Origin of the sequence: Nocardia sp. NPDC056100 (assembly GCF_042266325.1) — a bacterium.
GTDB lineage: Bacteria > Actinomycetota > Actinomycetes > Mycobacteriales > Mycobacteriaceae > Nocardia.
The window spans coordinates 852,934-868,996 of sequence record NZ_JBHJVY010000004.1 but is presented as its reverse complement, the minus strand read 5'-3'; the positions used below and the strand labels follow the sequence as shown (position 1 = coordinate 868,996).

15 protein-coding genes are annotated in these 16,063 nt (G+C 66.8%); 4 read left to right on the top strand and 11 right to left on the bottom strand.

Annotated elements, in window-relative coordinates:
• Positions 1-26: 26 nt before the first annotated feature.
• The 5 genes from ACFC0O_RS34425 to ACFC0O_RS34405 form a co-directional block, all read right to left on the bottom strand.
• Positions 27-548, bottom strand: coding sequence for a hypothetical protein (locus ACFC0O_RS34425; RefSeq protein ID WP_375965480.1), 522 nt, complete (start codon positions 546-548; stop codon positions 27-29).
• Positions 549-702: 154 nt separating this feature from the next.
• A complete protein-coding gene (locus ACFC0O_RS34420) occupies positions 703-1,377 on the bottom strand; it encodes a GNAT family protein (protein ID WP_364640142.1) in 675 nt (224 codons plus the stop codon).
• 354 nt (positions 1,378-1,731) lie between these two features.
• Positions 1,732-3,201, bottom strand: a complete 1,470-nt coding sequence (locus ACFC0O_RS34415; RefSeq protein ID WP_375965477.1) for a flavin-containing monooxygenase — start codon at positions 3,199-3,201, stop codon at positions 1,732-1,734.
• Positions 3,202-3,310: 109 nt separating this feature from the next.
• Entirely contained in the window at positions 3,311-4,843 is a 1,533-nt protein-coding gene (locus tag ACFC0O_RS34410) for an FAD-dependent monooxygenase (protein WP_375965475.1), read from the bottom strand.
• Between the two features lie 101 nt (positions 4,844-4,944).
• Positions 4,945-5,076 (bottom strand): hypothetical protein, encoded by a 132-nt coding sequence (locus ACFC0O_RS34405; RefSeq protein WP_375965473.1) that lies wholly within the window; start codon positions 5,074-5,076, stop codon positions 4,945-4,947.
• 72 nt (positions 5,077-5,148) lie between these two features.
• On the opposite strand from ACFC0O_RS34405, the gene ACFC0O_RS34400 reads away from it, so the two are divergent.
• Positions 5,149-5,733 (top strand): TetR/AcrR family transcriptional regulator, encoded by a 585-nt coding sequence (locus ACFC0O_RS34400; RefSeq protein ID WP_375965471.1) that lies wholly within the window; start codon positions 5,149-5,151, stop codon positions 5,731-5,733.
• 45 nt (positions 5,734-5,778) lie between these two features.
• On the opposite strand, the gene ychF is transcribed toward ACFC0O_RS34400, so the two are convergent.
• The 3 genes from ychF to ACFC0O_RS34385 form a co-directional block, all read right to left on the bottom strand.
• Complete coding sequence (ychF, locus tag ACFC0O_RS34395; protein WP_375965469.1) at positions 5,779-6,858, bottom strand: redox-regulated ATPase YchF; 1,080 nt, start codon at positions 6,856-6,858, stop codon at positions 5,779-5,781.
• 65 nt (positions 6,859-6,923) lie between these two features.
• A complete protein-coding gene (locus ACFC0O_RS34390; RefSeq protein WP_375965467.1) occupies positions 6,924-8,189 on the bottom strand; it encodes a GDSL-type esterase/lipase family protein in 1,266 nt (421 codons plus the stop codon).
• 68 nt (positions 8,190-8,257) lie between these two features.
• Entirely contained in the window at positions 8,258-8,887 is a 630-nt protein-coding gene (locus ACFC0O_RS34385) for a TIGR03086 family metal-binding protein (RefSeq protein WP_364640161.1), read from the bottom strand.
• Between the two features lie 101 nt (positions 8,888-8,988).
• On the opposite strand from ACFC0O_RS34385, the gene ACFC0O_RS34380 reads away from it, so the two are divergent.
• Complete coding sequence (locus ACFC0O_RS34380; protein ID WP_375965465.1) at positions 8,989-9,945, top strand: helix-turn-helix transcriptional regulator; 957 nt, start codon at positions 8,989-8,991, stop codon at positions 9,943-9,945.
• Positions 9,946-9,951: 6 nt separating this feature from the next.
• Here ACFC0O_RS34380 and ACFC0O_RS34375 read toward each other — a convergent pair whose 3' ends face one another.
• From ACFC0O_RS34375 to ACFC0O_RS34365, 3 genes are read right to left on the bottom strand one after another with little or no spacing between them, the layout of a single operon-like run.
• Positions 9,952-10,788, bottom strand: coding sequence for a carbohydrate ABC transporter permease (locus ACFC0O_RS34375; RefSeq protein ID WP_375965462.1), 837 nt, complete (start codon positions 10,786-10,788; stop codon positions 9,952-9,954).
• A complete protein-coding gene (locus tag ACFC0O_RS34370; protein ID WP_375965459.1) occupies positions 10,785-11,678 on the bottom strand; it encodes a carbohydrate ABC transporter permease in 894 nt (297 codons plus the stop codon). The genes ACFC0O_RS34375 and ACFC0O_RS34370 overlap by 4 nt, the downstream gene beginning before the upstream one ends.
• A complete protein-coding gene (locus tag ACFC0O_RS34365; protein ID WP_375965457.1) occupies positions 11,675-13,009 on the bottom strand; it encodes an ABC transporter substrate-binding protein in 1,335 nt (444 codons plus the stop codon). The genes ACFC0O_RS34370 and ACFC0O_RS34365 overlap by 4 nt, the downstream gene beginning before the upstream one ends.
• 448 nt (positions 13,010-13,457) lie before the next feature.
• On the opposite strand from ACFC0O_RS34365, the gene ACFC0O_RS34360 reads away from it, so the two are divergent.
• Positions 13,458-15,782: a carbon starvation CstA family protein gene (locus ACFC0O_RS34360; protein ID WP_375965455.1), complete on the top strand. Its 2,325-nt coding sequence runs from the start codon at positions 13,458-13,460 to the stop codon at positions 15,780-15,782.
• Positions 15,783-15,834: 52 nt separating this feature from the next.
• Entirely contained in the window at positions 15,835-16,038 is a 204-nt protein-coding gene (locus ACFC0O_RS34355) for a YbdD/YjiX family protein (protein ID WP_375966416.1), read from the top strand.
• The last annotated feature ends 25 nt before the right edge of the window (positions 16,039-16,063 follow it).

Here is a 16,063-nt window from a genome sequence, read left to right as displayed (position 1 = left end):
CTCACGCCCGCGCCGGGCTCACGCCCTCACGCCTGCGCCGCGGGCTCCTCGAACCAGCCGTCCTCGGGCTCGGCGAAGCCGTGGTACATGAGCGGTATGCGGCGATCCACGCCGAAATGCCGGTACACCGCGAGCATGGCGGTGCGCACCGCCTGATCGTGGAAGTCGTCGACGCGGCGCGCGCCCAGGGCGTGTTCGGGCAGCAGCGCGAGGCGGGTGAGTTCGGCCGGATCGTCGAGGTCCAGTCCGATCGGCGCCGGATCGGCGATGAAGTGATCGTGCAGGACCGCGCGCACCCTGGCCGGATCGTGAATCCCGGGCCGGAAGGCCAGGAATCGGGTGCGGACCGCCGGGGTGCAATGCACCTGCAGCCAGTCCACCAGCGTGGCATTGGGGCGGGGTATGCGGCCGGTCAGCGGCGTCTGCTCCAGCAGGTGCAGCATGGCCGCGCCGGGGACGCGTGGTTCGGGAACCAGGAAGAGCGTGAGCGCGGGAGCGCCGGACACCTTGTCGGCGAGATACACCTTGGTGGCCATGGGGTCGGGCATGCGCTTCTCCTTCGAGAAAGAGGGGCCGCATAACGCGACCCCGCGCCCGGTTGCTGACTATTCATCCGAGATCCTGCCGGCCGCCGAGTCACCCGACTCGGACTGATCTCCTCGGCGACCGACCAGTGCGACACTCGGAATTATAGTCGCGGAACTAAGCGTCGATCAGCCTGTTACGGGCAGGCTGGGCGCTGAGCTGTCTTTCTATGGTGGCCCGGACAGTCGGCCACTCCTCGTCCAGGATCGAGTAGAAGGCGGTGCTGCGCACCTCCCCGTCCAGCCCGCGCGAATGCGCGCGCCGGACCCCGTCGCTGGTGGCCCCGAGTCGCTCGATCGCCAAGCGGGAGCGGGTATTCCGTACATCGGCCCGCATGCTGATGCGGCGCACCCGCCAGGTCTCGAAGGCGTGCTGCAACAGCAGCAGCTTGGATTCCAGGTTGATACCCGCCCCGCGAGCGTCCGGGGCGAGCCAGGTATTGCCGATCTCGGCGGCGTCGGGCACCGCCATCAAGGGGTCGCCGGGCGGTAGCCCGTGCACCAGCGGCCACACCATCGGCCCCTGCCAGTAGTCGAATCTGGTGAACCGGGTCGACCCCAGCACCCGTCCACTGGCGACCGCGATGATCGCGAACGCCAGCGAGGTCCCGGCGGCATGCCCGGCCAATGCCTGCGCCACATAATCCAGCGCTTCGTCCACACCGTGTGGGACAGGTGTGAACCCATATGCGTCTCGATTCCCCTGAGCTGCCTCCGCTACACCCGAAGCATGCTGCGGCGCAAGGGGTTCCAGCCGTACCAGACGGCCAGTAAGAGTAAGGGGTACAGGCACGTTCCCTCGATCTTTCGGATACGGTCGGGGCTCGCTTCGGACAGTGCCCAACCGGCCGAGTGCTCCGGAATCGACGAATCAGCCTTGGCGCGCCAGTAGCAGCATCGAACAGTGCGATGAACGATAGCGGAACAAGGGCTCACAACAAGGAAGGCAGCGCGCAAATTTACTTCCCCGATAAGCGTGTCGCGCCCGACGTGTTTCCGAACCCCCCGAAACCCCCAGATCGCCCGGTCACAGCCGCGCTTTCGGGCGGGGTCCGGGTTCGGATATCCGCGGCCTCGGCGCGTCCCAATGCTGGGAACGACGGGCCTCCCGAGCCGGGGACTCGGGAGGCGGCGGGAGAGCGGAGCCTCAGTTCGCGGTGGCGTCGCGCAGGTGGAAATCGTTGTCGTCGGGGACGGCCAGCATCTGCTCCATGGTGGCGCGATCGAAGGGGAGCAGGTCGATGCTGCCGCCCTCGGTGAAATACCAGGAATTGCAGCCGGTGTTCCAGACTGTCGGGGTCAGAGCTTCGGTTACTTCTTGTTCGAAGCGGGTGGTGGCGGCCTCGGTCACCTCGACGGTGTCGAATTCGCCTGTGCGCCAACGGTGGATCCACGCGGTGATGTAGCGAGCCGTCACCTCGGCGGCGTGGTGCAGGGGGATGGAGCCGGTGGGTGAATTGGGGCCCAGGACCGTGAAGAGGTTGGGGAAGCCGGGGATGGCGGTCATGCGATAGGCGCGGGGGCCTTTCGCCCAGGCGTCGTCGATCGAGATGCCTTCGCGGCCAACCAGATTCATGGGGCGCATGTAGTTGTGGGCTTTGAAGCCGGTGGCGAAGACGATCATGTCGACTTCGTGGTGGCGGCCGTCGGCGGTGCGGATTCCGGTGGGTGTCACGGCCTCGATGCCGTCGGTGATCAGTTCGGCGTTGCGGGCGCGCAGGGCGCGATAGTAGCTGCCGGACAACACCTGTCGCTTGCACAGCGGCTGGTAGTCGGGGGTCAGTTGTTCGCGGAGTTCGGGGTCGCGCACCTGGGCGCGCAGGCTCAGGCGGGCGTATTCCTGGACCGTGCGGCGGCGCCAGCTCGGGCGGGTGACGACATCGGTGAACACTCGCGCGCCGGTCATGCCGACCTGATAGAGGGCCTTGTTGACCTGCGGCAACCGGTCCAGCACCGCGCCGAGCAGCGGCGGTTGCGGCAGGCGCATCGGCGCCCAGATCACCCACTGCGGGCTGCGCACGAAATGGGTGATGTGCTCGGCCTTCGGCTGCAGGGCCGAAACCACCTGCACGCCGGTCGATCCCGTGCCGATGACCGCGATACGGCGGCCATCGGTGGCCACGGAGTCGTCCCAGCGGGCAGTATGCAGTATCTCGCCGGTGAACTCATCCAGACCGGGTAGCTCGGGCATAGCCGGATGATGCAGCACACCGGTGGCGGCGATGACGAAATCGGCCTCGTGGACGGTCCCGTCACCGGTTTCGACCCGCCAGCCCGATCCGGTGAAGGTCGCCGCCGTGACCTCCGCGTTCACCCGCAGATGCGGGCGCAGCCCGTATTCCTCGAAGACATCGGCGAGATATCGCTGAATCTCCGGGCCGGGCGCGAAGATTCGCGACCAGTCGGCCTTGGGCGCGAACCCGAATTGGTACAGCTGCGACGGCACATCACAGGTGAGCCCCGGATAGTGGTTCCAATGCCACACCCCACCCACGTCGGATCCCTTCTCCAGGATCACGAAGTCATGGAATCCATTGCGCTGCAAGGTGATGGCACTGGCGATTCCGGAAACCCCGGCGCCGATGATCACAATGCGCGGCTCACGGGACGCACGCACGACTTAACCCAACCTCCTCGTTGGATACCACCAGTATTCGAATACCTACGGTATTGCGAGCCTGGTGGTATGTCAATGTCAGCGCGTACGCACCGTGAATACGCCCCGGTCAGCGCTGCCCGGGCGTTCCGATCCAGGTTTCCAATGCCGCGCGCAGGGCGGGCTCGGCGGCCGCGATCGGCTCATCGATGGCCGCCGCCCAGGCGATATGGGCATCGGGCCGAATGAGTAGCGCGTCGGCGGGCCGATCATCGAGCTTCGCGGTGCGAATCTCGAGGTGCGGCAGCCATTCCCGGGCGATCTCGGCCAGATCCGCGCGATCGGAGAGGATCAGCAGCATCGGCCGGGCCGCGGACAGCAGGTCAGCGACGGTGTGGATGCCGTCATCGGCGTGCAGCTCCAGATCGGGTGCGAAAGCACCGGTCAGCGGATGGTTGTTCGGATTCGGCAGGGGGTACCGAATATCGCTGCCCGCGATGAACGCGCCCATTCGGCGCAGCGGCTGCTCATCGGTGAGCAGTTCCTGGAACACCGCGCGCAACGCCTCCGCCGCCGGATCGTGGCCGCGACGCAGCGCCACCTGCGCCTGGGTGTGCAGCATGGTCCGCGCACCCGCGAAATGCCGCTCCTCGTGATAGGTGTCGAGCAGCTGCTCGGACGCGCGCCCGTCGACGACGGCGGCGAGTTTCCACGCCAGGTTGACCGCGTCGAGCATGCCCGCGTTGAGCGCGACGCCGGTGGCGGGGAAAAGGTGCGCGGCATCGCCCGCGAGCAACACCCGCCCCTCCCGGTAGCGTTCGGCCTGACGCGCCTTGAACGTGAACCGCGACAGCCGATATGTCTGCGCCACAGGCAGATTCGCACCCAGTACGCGCTGGATGCTCTCCTGGAGTTCCGCGACGGTCAGCGGAACGTCATCGTCGTATTCCGCGTCCTCGTCCTCGATCGTGTAGACGGACAGCGAATCCGAATTGGGAGCCGCCGCCATACCGAACAGCCCGCGCTCGGTGCGCGTGAAACCCGAACGGACGGTGCCGAATCCGGGAACCTCCAGATCACCGTTGTCGAGCCGGGTCACCGACTCCGGCACGGTGATCTGCGCCAGGCGGTTCACCTCCGGATAGACCGTGCCGGAGAACGGGATTCCCGCCAGTTCCCGCACTCGGCTGCGCGCCCCGTCGCAGCCGATCAGGTAGCGGGCGTCCAGCCGGTAGGTCCCGTCCGGGCCTTCGACATCGACGCGCACGCCCTCGGCGTCCTGCTCCACCCCCAGCACCCGATGTCCGCGCCGGATGTCGACACCGAGTTCATCGACCCATTCGTTCAGTACCCGCTCCAGCTGCTGCTGAGGCAGCGGCAGCGCGTGCATGGGGTTGCCCTCGAGTTGGGTGAGGTCCACGTGCACCCCGCCGAACGGAAAGCGCGGGGCCGGAATCGGATCGGTGCAGGCGGCCTGGAAGCGCTCCAGCACACCGCGGTAGCGCAGCAGTTCCAGGATCTGCCCGCCGATCCCGCCCGCCTTGGGGGTGTCCCGGGGCCGGGGCTGCCGCTCCAGCACCAGCGGCCGGATTCCGGCCAGGCGAAGTTCGGCGGCCAGCATGAGTCCGGTCGGACCCGCACCCACGATGATCACGTCGCTCATTACTCAATCTCCCATTCGAGCCGATACCTGCTTCGGCGAAAGACTTTTCGGTATGCCCCGGGTTCGCCGCAACCCGGGGCGGTCGGACCGCTGGTCGGGCGCTATCGCGCGCCGGACCGGCCGTGCCGCGGATAGCCGCCCTTGGGGTTGGCGACCGTGCGCGGCGGCAGCGGGCGAGTCACGAAACGCGACTGGTTGTTCCGGGTGGGGTAGGTGCCGTGTTGCTTGCGCATTCAAACCGCCTCGGGTGTAGTACTGTGTTCGAAGTGATTTGAAACGTAGTACTACGGATGGAGTGGTGTCAAGTGGTTCGTACAAACCCGGAACGCCGGCAGGCCCTGCTGGACGCATCGATCGAGGTCCTGGCCCGAGAAGGGGCCCGCGGCCTGACCTTCCGCGCGGTCGACAAGGAGGCCGGGGTGCCCGCGGGCACCGCCTCGAACTATTTCCCCAACCGCGATGAACTCTTCGTCCAGGTCGGCCACCGCTACTACGAGCGCCTGGTCCCGTCCGAGGACACCATGGCCAAACTGCACGGCCTGCGCTCCCGCGAAACCGTCACCGAACTCATGACCGAGGTCGTCAACCGCGTCTACCAGTTCCGCACCGGCTACCTGGCCATCCTCGAACTCCGCCTGGAAGCCACCCGCCGCCCCGAACTGCAAACCCTGCTCACCGAACGCGTCCGAGCCGACCTCGACTTCAATATCCGCAACCACCTCGACTACGGCATGCCCGGCGACGAGAAAACCCCCGTAATCCTCTACCTCGCCCTCAACTGGCTCATCCTCGAACGCCTCACCCTCCCCGGCATCTTCGACGAAAAACAAGCCGCCGACCTCGTCCACACCCTCGTCGAACGAGCCATCCTCACCCCCGAAACCAACTGAGCCCCACCCGATTCGGATGGGGCCCAGCGGCCGGTTCGCGAAAACCTATACGTTGAATCGGAACTCGACGACGTCGCCGTCGGCCATGACGTATTCCTTGCCTTCCATGCGGACCTTGCCCGCGGCCTTGGCGGCGGCCATGGAGCCCGCGGCGACGAGGTCGGTGTAGGCGACGATTTCGGCCTTGATGAAGCCGCGTTCGAAGTCGGTGTGGATGACGCCGGCCGCCTTGGGGGCGGTGTCGCCCTGGTGGATGGTCCAGGCGCGGGATTCCTTGGGGCCTGCGGTGAGGTAGGTCTGCAGGCCGAGGGTGTGGAAGCCGGCGCGGGCCAGGGCGTGCAGGCCGGGCTCGGACTGGCCGATGGATTCGAGGAGTTCCAGGGCCGATTCGTCGTCGAGTTCGATGAGTTCGGATTCGATCTTGGCGTCCAGGAAGACGGCGTCGGCGGGGGCGACGGCGGCCTTGAGTTCGGCCTTCTTGGCCTCATCGGTGAGGACGGCCTCGTCGGCGTTGAAGACGTAGAGGAACGGCTTGATGGTGAGCAGCGAGAGTTCCTTCAGCAGCTCGACATCGAGTTCCTTCTGGGCGGCGAACAGGGTGCGGCCCGCGTTCAGGATCTCCTGCGCCTGCTTGGCGGCATCGGCGACCGGCTTGCGGTCCTTCTTGATGCGCGCTTCCTTGTCGAGGCGCACGACCGCCTTCTCCAGGGTCTGCATATCCGCGAGGATGAGCTCGGTCTCGATGACCTCGATATCGGCGAGCGGATCGACCTTGCCGTCGACGTGCACCACATCGCTGTCGGCGAAGACGCGCACGACCTGGCAGATGGCGTCGGCCTCACGGATATTGGCGAGGAACTTATTGCCCAGGCCCTCGCCCTCGGAGGCGCCCTTCACGATGCCCGCGATATCGACGAAGGTCACCACGGCGGGGAGTTGGCGCTCGGAGCCGAAGATTTCGGCGAGCTTGGCCAGCCTCGGGTCCGGCAACGGCACGACACCGGTGTTCGGCTCGATGGTGGCGAACGGGTAGTTCGCTGCCAGGACGTCGTTGCGGGTCAGCGCATTGAAGAGCGTCGACTTTCCGACGTTGGGCAGGCCGACGATTCCGAGGGTGAGACTCACGAGAACGAGAGTTTACCTGCGCAGTTCCGACCGAACGGACCCGGGCGGGCGCGGAGGCCGCGCGGTCAGCGCAGCGCCGCGGCGACGACCGCCGCCAGGGCGGTGTATCCGGCGTCATTGGGGTGCAGATGGTCACCGCTGTCGAACGCGGGCGCGAGTCGATCATGATCGGCCGGATCGGCCAGTGCGATGGCCGAATCCGCGACGGCGTCGTATTCGCCCGAGGTGAGGATCCAGGTATTGACCGCTTTCCGGACGCGGTCGTGGTCGGCGTAGCGAGCACGATCACCGCCGCCGAACGCGGAACCGCCCGCGGGCAGGATGGTCGCGCCGATCACCCGCAGGCCCGCGTCCCGCGCCTGCTCGATGAGCGTGCGGTGCGCGGCGATCAATTGTTCGGCGGTGGCCCCCTGCACCGGTGCGCCCAGCGCCATGCTCGCGCCGTCGAGCCAGATGTCGTTGATGCCCTCGAGAATCACCACGGTGCCGATGCCGGGCCGGTCGAGCACATCGCGGCGGAAGCGGGACAGCCCGCTGTCCCCCAGCCAGCGCGAATCGGCCGTCAGGCAGTTACCGCCGATGCCGAGATTCAATACCGGACGCGATTCACCCTGTGCGGCAAAACCTTCGGCCAACTGATCCGGATAACTGCGGTGCGCGTCGTAGGTGGAGCCGACGCCTTCGGTGAACGAATCGCCGAACAAAGCAATGCCCGATCGGCTCGGCCACGCCTGCTCGATCTCCAGGGCGGACAGGTAATACCAGGACGAGGAATTCACGGTGAAGGCATTGCCGGAGGCGTCCGCCCGGTGGTCGTCCCAGGCGAGGTACGAATTGTTCTGGGCCTGAGCGTGAAAGGTCGCCGGACCGGTGGCATCGGCGAAGTACAGGGTCACCGTGAGCGTTTCCAGCGCCCGCACCGGCATATCGATCGAATCGGTGACCGCGTCCGCGCCCGGCTCGATTCGAAATCCCGGAGAACCACCGATCGTCAAGTGCCGCAGGCTGTCCGGGTGTATCGCCGCACCGCCCGCGCTGCGCGCGATGGTCGCGCCGGTCACCGCCAGCGCCCGCGTGCCGAAGCTGTTCGACAACCGCAGCCGCAGCACCGATCCCCCGGTGCTGGTCCGAATCATCTGCCGCACAGTCTGATTCCCGAATCCCACCCCGGACCAATTGGGCGCGAAACTGTCACCCGGCCGCTGGAGCGCGGTCACCCACACCGGCTGCCACACCGGCGCGGGGGCCGGTGTGGCGGCGGTGACGGCGGCGAGCAGAAGCAGTGCGGTGCAGAGCGCCGCGATGACCCGCGTAGCGGTGATCCGGTTCATCGGCCTCCGGCCGGTAGGTCGTCCATGCCCACCAGCCTCGCACCGAATCGCCGAAATCTCGTGGCATATCAGGCGCGCGGGTCGCGGCCCAGGTAACCGAGCAGCTCATCGGTGACGGGAGTGGCGCTCGCGGAATCGGATTCGATGACCGCCGCGTACGCGCCCCACTGCCGCAGCGGCTCCACCAGTCCGCGCGAGGCGGTGAGCAGATGCCCGGACAGCTCCTCGGTCAGCGGCGAGGGCTGACCGGTGGCGATGGCGATATCCCAGGCGTGCACGGCGGCGTCGAGGGCGCACATGACGGCCGCGACCGGGGTGGGGAGTTCGCCGTGCGGCAGCGGGGTGGGGACGGTTTCGGCATCGTCCGCGACGGTGGCCCAGGCGGCGGCGGTCTCCTCGACCGCGGCGGCGACCAGTGCGGCCGGGGTGCCGTCGACGGTGCCGGACGGATCGAAGGGGTCGTAGGCCGGGCCGTCGCCGATGCCCAGGAACTTGGCGTAGGCCAGCTGATCACCGGCGGCGTGCTGCACGACCTGGGTGACGGTCCATTCCTTGCAGGGGGTGGCGAGCTGCCACTGATCGGCGCCGACACCGGCGACGGCGCTGGTGAGCGCGGTGTAGGAGGTGGCGAGCACATCGCGCCAGACGGGGGCGAGGATGGCGGCGGGGGTGTTGGCGGTCTGCGAGTCGTTGCTCATTGTTCTTGCCTCTCAGGTCGTTTCGATCCGTTGAGATAAAGGTATGAGCCGATTAGGCTAGATTTCTTCCTAATACTGAGAAGTGATCGAAAGGCGGCAGTGTGACCTCCACCACAACCCGATTGCTGCGCCTGCTCTCCCTGCTGCAAGACCACACCCACACCGGCCGTGAGCTGGCCGAACGCCTCGCCGTCACCGATCGCACGCTGCGCCAGGACATTGCCAGGCTGCGCGAACTCGGCTATCCGGTGCACGCCGAACGCGGTCCGATCGGTGGCTATCGCCTGGGTCAGGGCGCGAATATGCCGCCGCTGCTGCTCGATGACGAGGAGGCCGTGGCGGTCGCGGTATCCATGGGACTCACCGAGAACGGCAGCACCGGCGTCGCCGATATCGACGCCACCGTCACCCGCGCCCTGGCCAAGTTGCAGCGCATCATGCCGAAACGCCTGCAGCACAAGGTGAATGCGCTGCGCAGCACCACCGAGGTCGGGCCCGCGGTCACCGGCGGCCGTGAACCCGACGCGCCCGTCCCCGCCGAAACCCTCACCACCATCGCCACCGCGATCCGCGGCGCCACCACCCTGCGCGCGGACGGTCACGAATTCGAGCCCTACCGCCTGATCAGCTGGCAGCGCCGCTGGTTCCTGGTCGCCTACAGCCTGGAAAACCACACCTGGCGCGCACTTCCCGTGGCCGATCTGCCCGCGGTGGAACGCACCGGCCGCGCCTTCGCCGCTCGCGCCCTGCCCGAGGAGAATCTGGTGGCGTTCGTACTGCGCGAGGTCGCCTCGACCGGTTGGAAGGTGCACGCCCGCGTGACCGTTCTCGAATCCGCCGACACCGTGATCGCCCGGATCAACCCGACGGTCGGCGTGGTCGAACCCATCGATGACGCCTCCTGCCTGCTCCTCACGGGTGCGGACAAATTGGAGACGATAGCCATCTACCTGAGCATGCTCATGATGGATTTCCGCGTCGACGGCCCGCCCGAACTGGTGGCCCACCTGCGCACGCTCGCCCGCCGCTACGCCGCCGCCACCCCACCGCAATTGTGAAGCGGGTCAGCGACCGCCAAGGCCGGACATGGCTATACCGCGAATGAAAGCGCGCTGGGCCACGGCGTAGATGAGCAGCAGCGGGAGCAGGATCAGCGTGGCCGCGGCCATGAGAAGGGGCCAATTGGTGGTGTATTGGCCCTGGAGTCGGATCAGGCCGAGGGTGACGGTCGCGTATTCATCGCGCTGAATCATGATCAGCGGCCAGAGGAAGTCGTTCCAGACGGTGATCCAGGTCAGGACCGCCAGCACCATGACCGCCGGACGGGCGTGCGGAAGCAGGACACGCCAGTAGATCTGCCACGGGGTGCAGCCGTCGAGGGTCGCCGCCTCCTCCAATTCGGTTGGGAGAGTGGCGAAGAACTGACGCATCAGATACGTGCCGAAGGCGCTGCCGAACAGCCCGGGGACGATCATGGCCCAGGGGGTGTCCATCCAGCCGAAGGCGCGCATGAGCAGGAACTGCGGGATCACGGTCACCGTGAGCGGGACCATGAGGGTGGCGAGGTAGGCGAGGAAGAGCGCCTCGCGGCCGCGAAAACGCAAGCGGGCGAAGGCATATCCGGCGAGCGAGCAGAAGAAGACCTGACCGGCGGTGACGCAGGCGGCGTAGACGGTGGTGTTGAGCAGCATGCGGCCGAGCGGGATGGCGTCGAAAACATCGGTGTAGTTGGACCATTGGGGATGCGCCGGGAGGGCCGAGGGGTCGATGAGTTCGCCCTCGGACTTCAGGGACGCCGAGACCGCCCACAGGATGGGGGCGAGGGCACACCAGGCGACGGCGATCAGAGCCGTGTAGATGAGCAGTAGCCGCAGGATTCGGCGAGCGGGCGTTCCCCTCACAGTTCCGCCTCCGCGCGCCGGGACAGTCGCAGCTGAATCAGCGTGAGTGCCAGCAGGATCGCGAAGATCACCCAGGCCAGCGCGGAGGCGTAGCCGACCTCGTAGAAGCGGAAGGCGTTCTGGAACAGCATGATCCCCAAGACGTAGGTGCCGGTTTCGGGACCGCCATTGCCGCCGGTGAGCGCGTACGCCTGATCGAACGCCTGCACCGAATTGATGACCGTGATGACGAAGACGAAGGACAGTGCGCCGCGAATCAGCGGAATGGTGATCGATACGAACCGCCGCAATGGTCCAGCACCGTCGATTTCCGCTGCCTCATACAGGTTTTCGGGCACACCCTGCATGGCGGCCAGCAGGATGACGGTGGCGAACGGCACGCTCTTCCACACCGTCACCAGGCTGAGCGAGACCAGCGCCCAATCCGGATCGGTCAGCCACGGCACCGGCGAGATTCCGAACCAGCCCAGGAACAGATTGGCGAGGCCGTCATCGCTGGCGAAGACGAACCGGAAGACAACGGCCATGGCCACGGTCGAGGCCACCAGCGGCAGGAACGCGATGGTGCGAAAGATGCCTATCCCCCGCAGTTTTCGATTCAGCAGCCCCGCAACGGCCAGGCTCACCAGCACGGTGGGTATCAAGGTCAGCAGCGTGAACACGGCGGTATTGCGCAGCGCGATGAAGAACAGCGGATCATCGGCGAACAACCTGCGATAGTTCTCCACACCCACGAATCGCGGCGGGCTGAACAGATCCCACGAATGGAAACTCAAGTACAGCGAAAACCCCAGCGGGAAAAGCAGAAACACCGCGATCGCGGCCAGATTGGGCGCGACGAACCACGCTCCGGCCCGCGCTCGCCGCCGCGCCAACTTCGACCCGGTCATATCGCCGCCCGCAGGACCGCGTCGATATCGGCCGCGGTCCGCCCGCCCAGTGAATCGGCGGTGGCCGCACCGCGCAGCACCCGATTGCAGCCGCGTTCGAGCAGCGATTCGACCTTCCCCCACAGCGGCGTGACCGCCATTTGGCGGGAGTTCGCCGGGCCGTCGGTGAAGACCTCGAGATTGCGGATGCCGCGATGCGCGGCCGCGAAACCCGGTGCGCGCATGGCGGATTTGAGCACCGGCACGAAGAGCCCGGAGGCAGCGATGAGCGCCTGCCCCTCCGGCCCGGTCGCGAATTTCACGAATTCCCACGCCTGTTCGCGGCGTGGGCTGGCGGCGGCGATGGCCAGACCGGTACTGCCGACATCGGTGATCGCGCCGGGTCCACCGTGCGGGCCGACCGGCAGCACGGTCACATCGAAGTCGAGGTCATCGCGCCCGGTGAATTCCGAGTACAGCCAGTGCCCGCCCATGAGCATGGCGGCGCGTCCGCTGCGGAACAGGTCCTGCGCCGAAACCGATTGCCGGTCACCGACACTCGGCGCGACTCGGTGCTTCACGGCCAGATCCGCATAGAACTGGAGTCCTTCGGCGAAGCGGGGATCCCCGATGTTGGTGCGTTCGGGCCGCACCGGCGGCGAGAACCATTCCGCGCCGTTGTTCATCCCGAAGCAGGCCGCCGAGAAGTACGGCACCCACGCGTCGACGAAACCCCACTGGCTGGCCCGCCCGTCCGCATCACGATGGGTGAGAGTCTCTGCGGCGGAGAGGAATTCAGCAAACGACCAGGCATCCGACCAGCGGCCGGGCGGCCGAATCCCGGCCTGTTCGAACAGCTTCCGGTTGTAGTAGAGGAACACCCCCGACCATTGCTCCGGCAGCGCGTACTGCCCACCCTTCCAGACGAACGTATCGCGAAGCGGCGCATACCCATCCGCTTCCAGCTCGGCGGCATAGGCCGGATCGCGGTCGAGGAACTCCCGCAGATCGACCAGCACCCCGCGATCGGCCAAGCCCGCGTAGAGCAGTTCCCACGACATCAGCACATCCGGGCATTTCCCGCCCGCGCAGTAGGTGAGCATCTGCTGCAGCGGATCCGGCCCGGACACGATGGTGCGAATCTTGATATCGGGCCGCCGCCGCTGGAATTCCTCGATGATCGCCAGCCGGGACCGCGCCTCCTCCGGGCGCGCCTGGAAGAAGAAGGTCACCGCATCGTCATCGCCCCCGCCGCAGCCACCGGTCGCCGCCGCGAGGGCCGCGGCCGCCGCGCCGCCGAGCAGTGCCCGGCGCGAGAGTGCACCGCCGCGAACCGAACTGCCGCCGGGCATCAGCCCTTCACCCCGGCGGGGATTGTCGTGTGCGCCACATCCGGCCCGCCGTTCGCCGCGGATTTCCTACCGTTCGGCGCAGTGGATCCACCGTTCGTCGCAAATCGGTCGTAAGCGCACATCCAAGGCCGAAAGTACGGGCATGAGTAGAACGACCTCCGGGTCACGAGGGTCTCCTCCGGTTGCGGACCCTGTGGCCCAGGTCTCAGATCAGCATGGCAGCATACGGAGAGCAACCTGCGACACGCGGAGAACACGCGGACTCGCGGGAGCCAACGCCGGATTGCGCCACCCCGTCCCCCGGCACCGAGCGGCCGCCGGGTCACCCATACCCATCGGTACGACACCTGTTGAACGGCTGGCGAAAGCCGCATTCCAGGCGTGTCGGTTCCGCTACGTTGTGCTCGAAATCAGTTAGCTTCGCTGTACCGCACGGGAGAGTTGTCGCATGGCGACCATCGAATACCTCCGGACGGACCCCGACCTGCCTCCGGTCGGTGTCGTGGACCGGACGCCTCTTACACCCGCCAAGAAGGGCATCTTCCTGGCCATCGCCGTTCTCGGCGCCATCGCCTGGACCATCCTCGCGTTCATGCGCGGGGAAGATGTCAACGCGGTCTGGATCGTGGTGGCGGCCGTCTGCACGTATGTGCTGGCGTACCAGTTCTATTCGCGGCTGATCGAATGGAAGATCACCAAACCGCGCGATGACGTCGCCACTCCCGCCGAGGAGCTGGAGAACGGCCGCGACTACATGCCGATGGACCGCCGCGTCCTGTTCGGCCATCACTTCGCCGCCATCGCCGGTGCCGGACCGCTGGTCGGCCCCGTGCTGGCGGCGCAGATGGGCTACCTGCCCGGCACCATCTGGATCATCGTCGGCGTCGTGTTCGCCGGTGCGGTGCAGGACTATCTGGTGCTGTGGGCCTCGGTGAAGCGGCGCGGCCGCAGCCTCGGGCAGATGGCGCGCGATGAACTCGGCGTGGTCGGCGGCGTCGCCGCCATCGTGGCCGTACTGGTCATCATGATGATCCTGCTCGCCGTGCTCGGCATCGTGGTAGTGAATGCCCTTGCGGCGACCCCGAATCCGAAGACCGGCGTACTCGAGGGCGGCAGCCCGTGGGGCGTGTTCTCCATCGCCATGACCATTCCGATCGCACTGTTCATGGGCGTGTACCTGCGCTTCGTGCGACCGGGCAAGGTCGGCGAGATCTCGCTCGTCGGTTTCGCACTGCTGCTGCTGGCCATCATCTCCGGCAACTGGGTGGCCGGATCCGGTTGGGGCCGTGACTTCTTCACGCTGTCCGGCACCAGCATCGCGTGGATGCTGATCATCTACGGTTTCATCGCCTCGGTGCTGCCGGTGTGGCTGCTGCTCGCCCCGCGCGATTACCTGTCCACCTTCATGAAGATCGGCACCATCGGCCTGCTGGCCGTCGGCGTGCTGGTCACCATGCCGGTGCTGCAGGCCCCCGCCATCTCGCAGTTCGCGGGCAACAGCGATGGTCCGTCGTTCGCGGGCAACCTGTTCCCGTTCCTGTTCATCACCATCGCGTGTGGTGCGCTCTCCGGATTCCACGCCCTGGTGTCCTCGGGCACCACGCCCAAGCTGCTGGCCAAGCAGTCGCAGGCGCGCATGATCGGCTACGGCGGCATGCTGATGGAATCGTTCGTGGCGGTCATGGCGATCATCACCGCGAGCATCATCGATCAGCACCTGTACTTCGCCATCAATGCCAGCCCGGCGGTGACCGGCGGCAGTGCGGACAAGGCCGCGGCCTATGTGAACAGCCTTGGGCTGCACGGTGATCCGATCACCCCGGCACAGCTGAACCAGGCCGCCGCCGATATCGGTGAGAGCAAGATCGTCTCGCGCACCGGTGGCGCGCCGACGCTGGCCATCGGCATGTCCGAAGTGCTGCACAAGCTCTTCGGCGGGTCCGGGCTCAAGGCGTTCTGGTACCACTTCGCGATCATGTTCGAGGCGCTGTTCATCCTCACCACCATCGACGCGGGCACCCGCGTGGCGCGGTTCATGCTCTCGGATTCGCTCGGCAATCTGGGTGGCGCGGCCAAGAAGTTCAAGGATCCGTCCTGGCTGCCCGGCGCGTGGCTGTGCTCGGCGCTGGTCGTCGCGGCGTGGGGTTCGGTGCTGCTCATGGGCGTCACCGATCCGCTGGGCGGCATCAATACCCTCTACCCGCTGTTCGGCATCTCGAATCAGCTGCTGGCCGCGGTGGCGCTCACCGTGGTGCTGGCCATCGTGGTGAAAAAGGGCCTGGTGAAATGGGCCTGGATTCCGGCGGTGCCATTGGTCTGGGACCTGATCGTCACCATGACCGCCTCGTTCCAGAAGATCTTCTCGGGTGATCCGAAGATCGGCTACTGGACGCTGCACAACAACACCGTGACCAAGCGCGACGCCTATCTCGCCGCGCAGGATTCGGGGCAGCTGCCCAAGGGCGTGGCGGACGCCGCGGCCCTGCAGACGCAGATCGACAACCTGGACAAGACGATTCGCAATACCTTCATCCAGGGCACGCTGTCGATCGTGTTCGCGGTGCTGGTGCTGATCGTGGCGGCCGTCGGGGTGTGGGTGTGCCTGCGCGCCATTCGCAAGGGTGAGGTGGAGACCACCGAATCGGAGGAGACGCCGTCGAAGATCTTCGGGCCGAGCTCCTTCCTGGCCACCAAGGCGGAGAAGGAAGTCCAGCGGGAATGGGACGACCTGGCCGCCACCGGCAAGGTCAAACCCACCGCGCACGCGCACTGAGTCACAATTGGTTCCGATGAACGACTCCGCCGCCCCGTCGACCGCAGGACTCCTGCGGGCGGCGGGGCGCACGGTTTTACGCGCCCTTCGCGGCGTGATCTGGTGGTTCAACTCGATCCTGGGCGGCAACGACTACCAGCGCTACGTCCAGCACCTGCGGCTCCAGCACCCCGACGCCGAGGTCCCCAGCGAACGCGATTACTGGCGCGACCGCCACGACGCCGCGGCGCGCAACCCCGCCAACCGCTGCTGCTGAGGGCGTGTCTCATTCCCGCTGACGC

What these genes read in the sequence shown, in the direction of transcription:
- ACFC0O_RS34425 (WP_375965480.1), bottom strand. Translation starts at nt 548, where the DNA reads ATGCCCGACCCCATGGCCACCAAGGTGTATCTCGCCGACAAGGTGTCC.
- ACFC0O_RS34410 (WP_375965475.1), bottom strand. Translation starts at nt 4,843, where the DNA reads ATGAGCGACGTGATCATCGTGGGTGCGGGTCCGACCGGACTCATGCTG.
- ACFC0O_RS34405 (WP_375965473.1), bottom strand. Translation starts at nt 5,076, where the DNA reads ATGCGCAAGCAACACGGCACCTACCCCACCCGGAACAACCAGTCGCGT.
- ACFC0O_RS34390 (WP_375965467.1), bottom strand. Translation starts at nt 8,189, where the DNA reads ATGAACCGGATCACCGCTACGCGGGTCATCGCGGCGCTCTGCACCGCA.
- ACFC0O_RS34385 (WP_364640161.1), bottom strand. Translation starts at nt 8,887, where the DNA reads ATGAGCAACGACTCGCAGACCGCCAACACCCCCGCCGCCATCCTCGCC.
- ACFC0O_RS34370 (WP_375965459.1), bottom strand. Translation starts at nt 11,678, where the DNA reads ATGACCGGGTCGAAGTTGGCGCGGCGGCGAGCGCGGGCCGGAGCGTGG.
- ACFC0O_RS34365 (WP_375965457.1), bottom strand. Translation starts at nt 13,009, where the DNA reads ATGCCCGGCGGCAGTTCGGTTCGCGGCGGTGCACTCTCGCGCCGGGCA.
- ACFC0O_RS34360 (WP_375965455.1), top strand. Translation starts at nt 13,458, where the DNA reads ATGGCGACCATCGAATACCTCCGGACGGACCCCGACCTGCCTCCGGTC.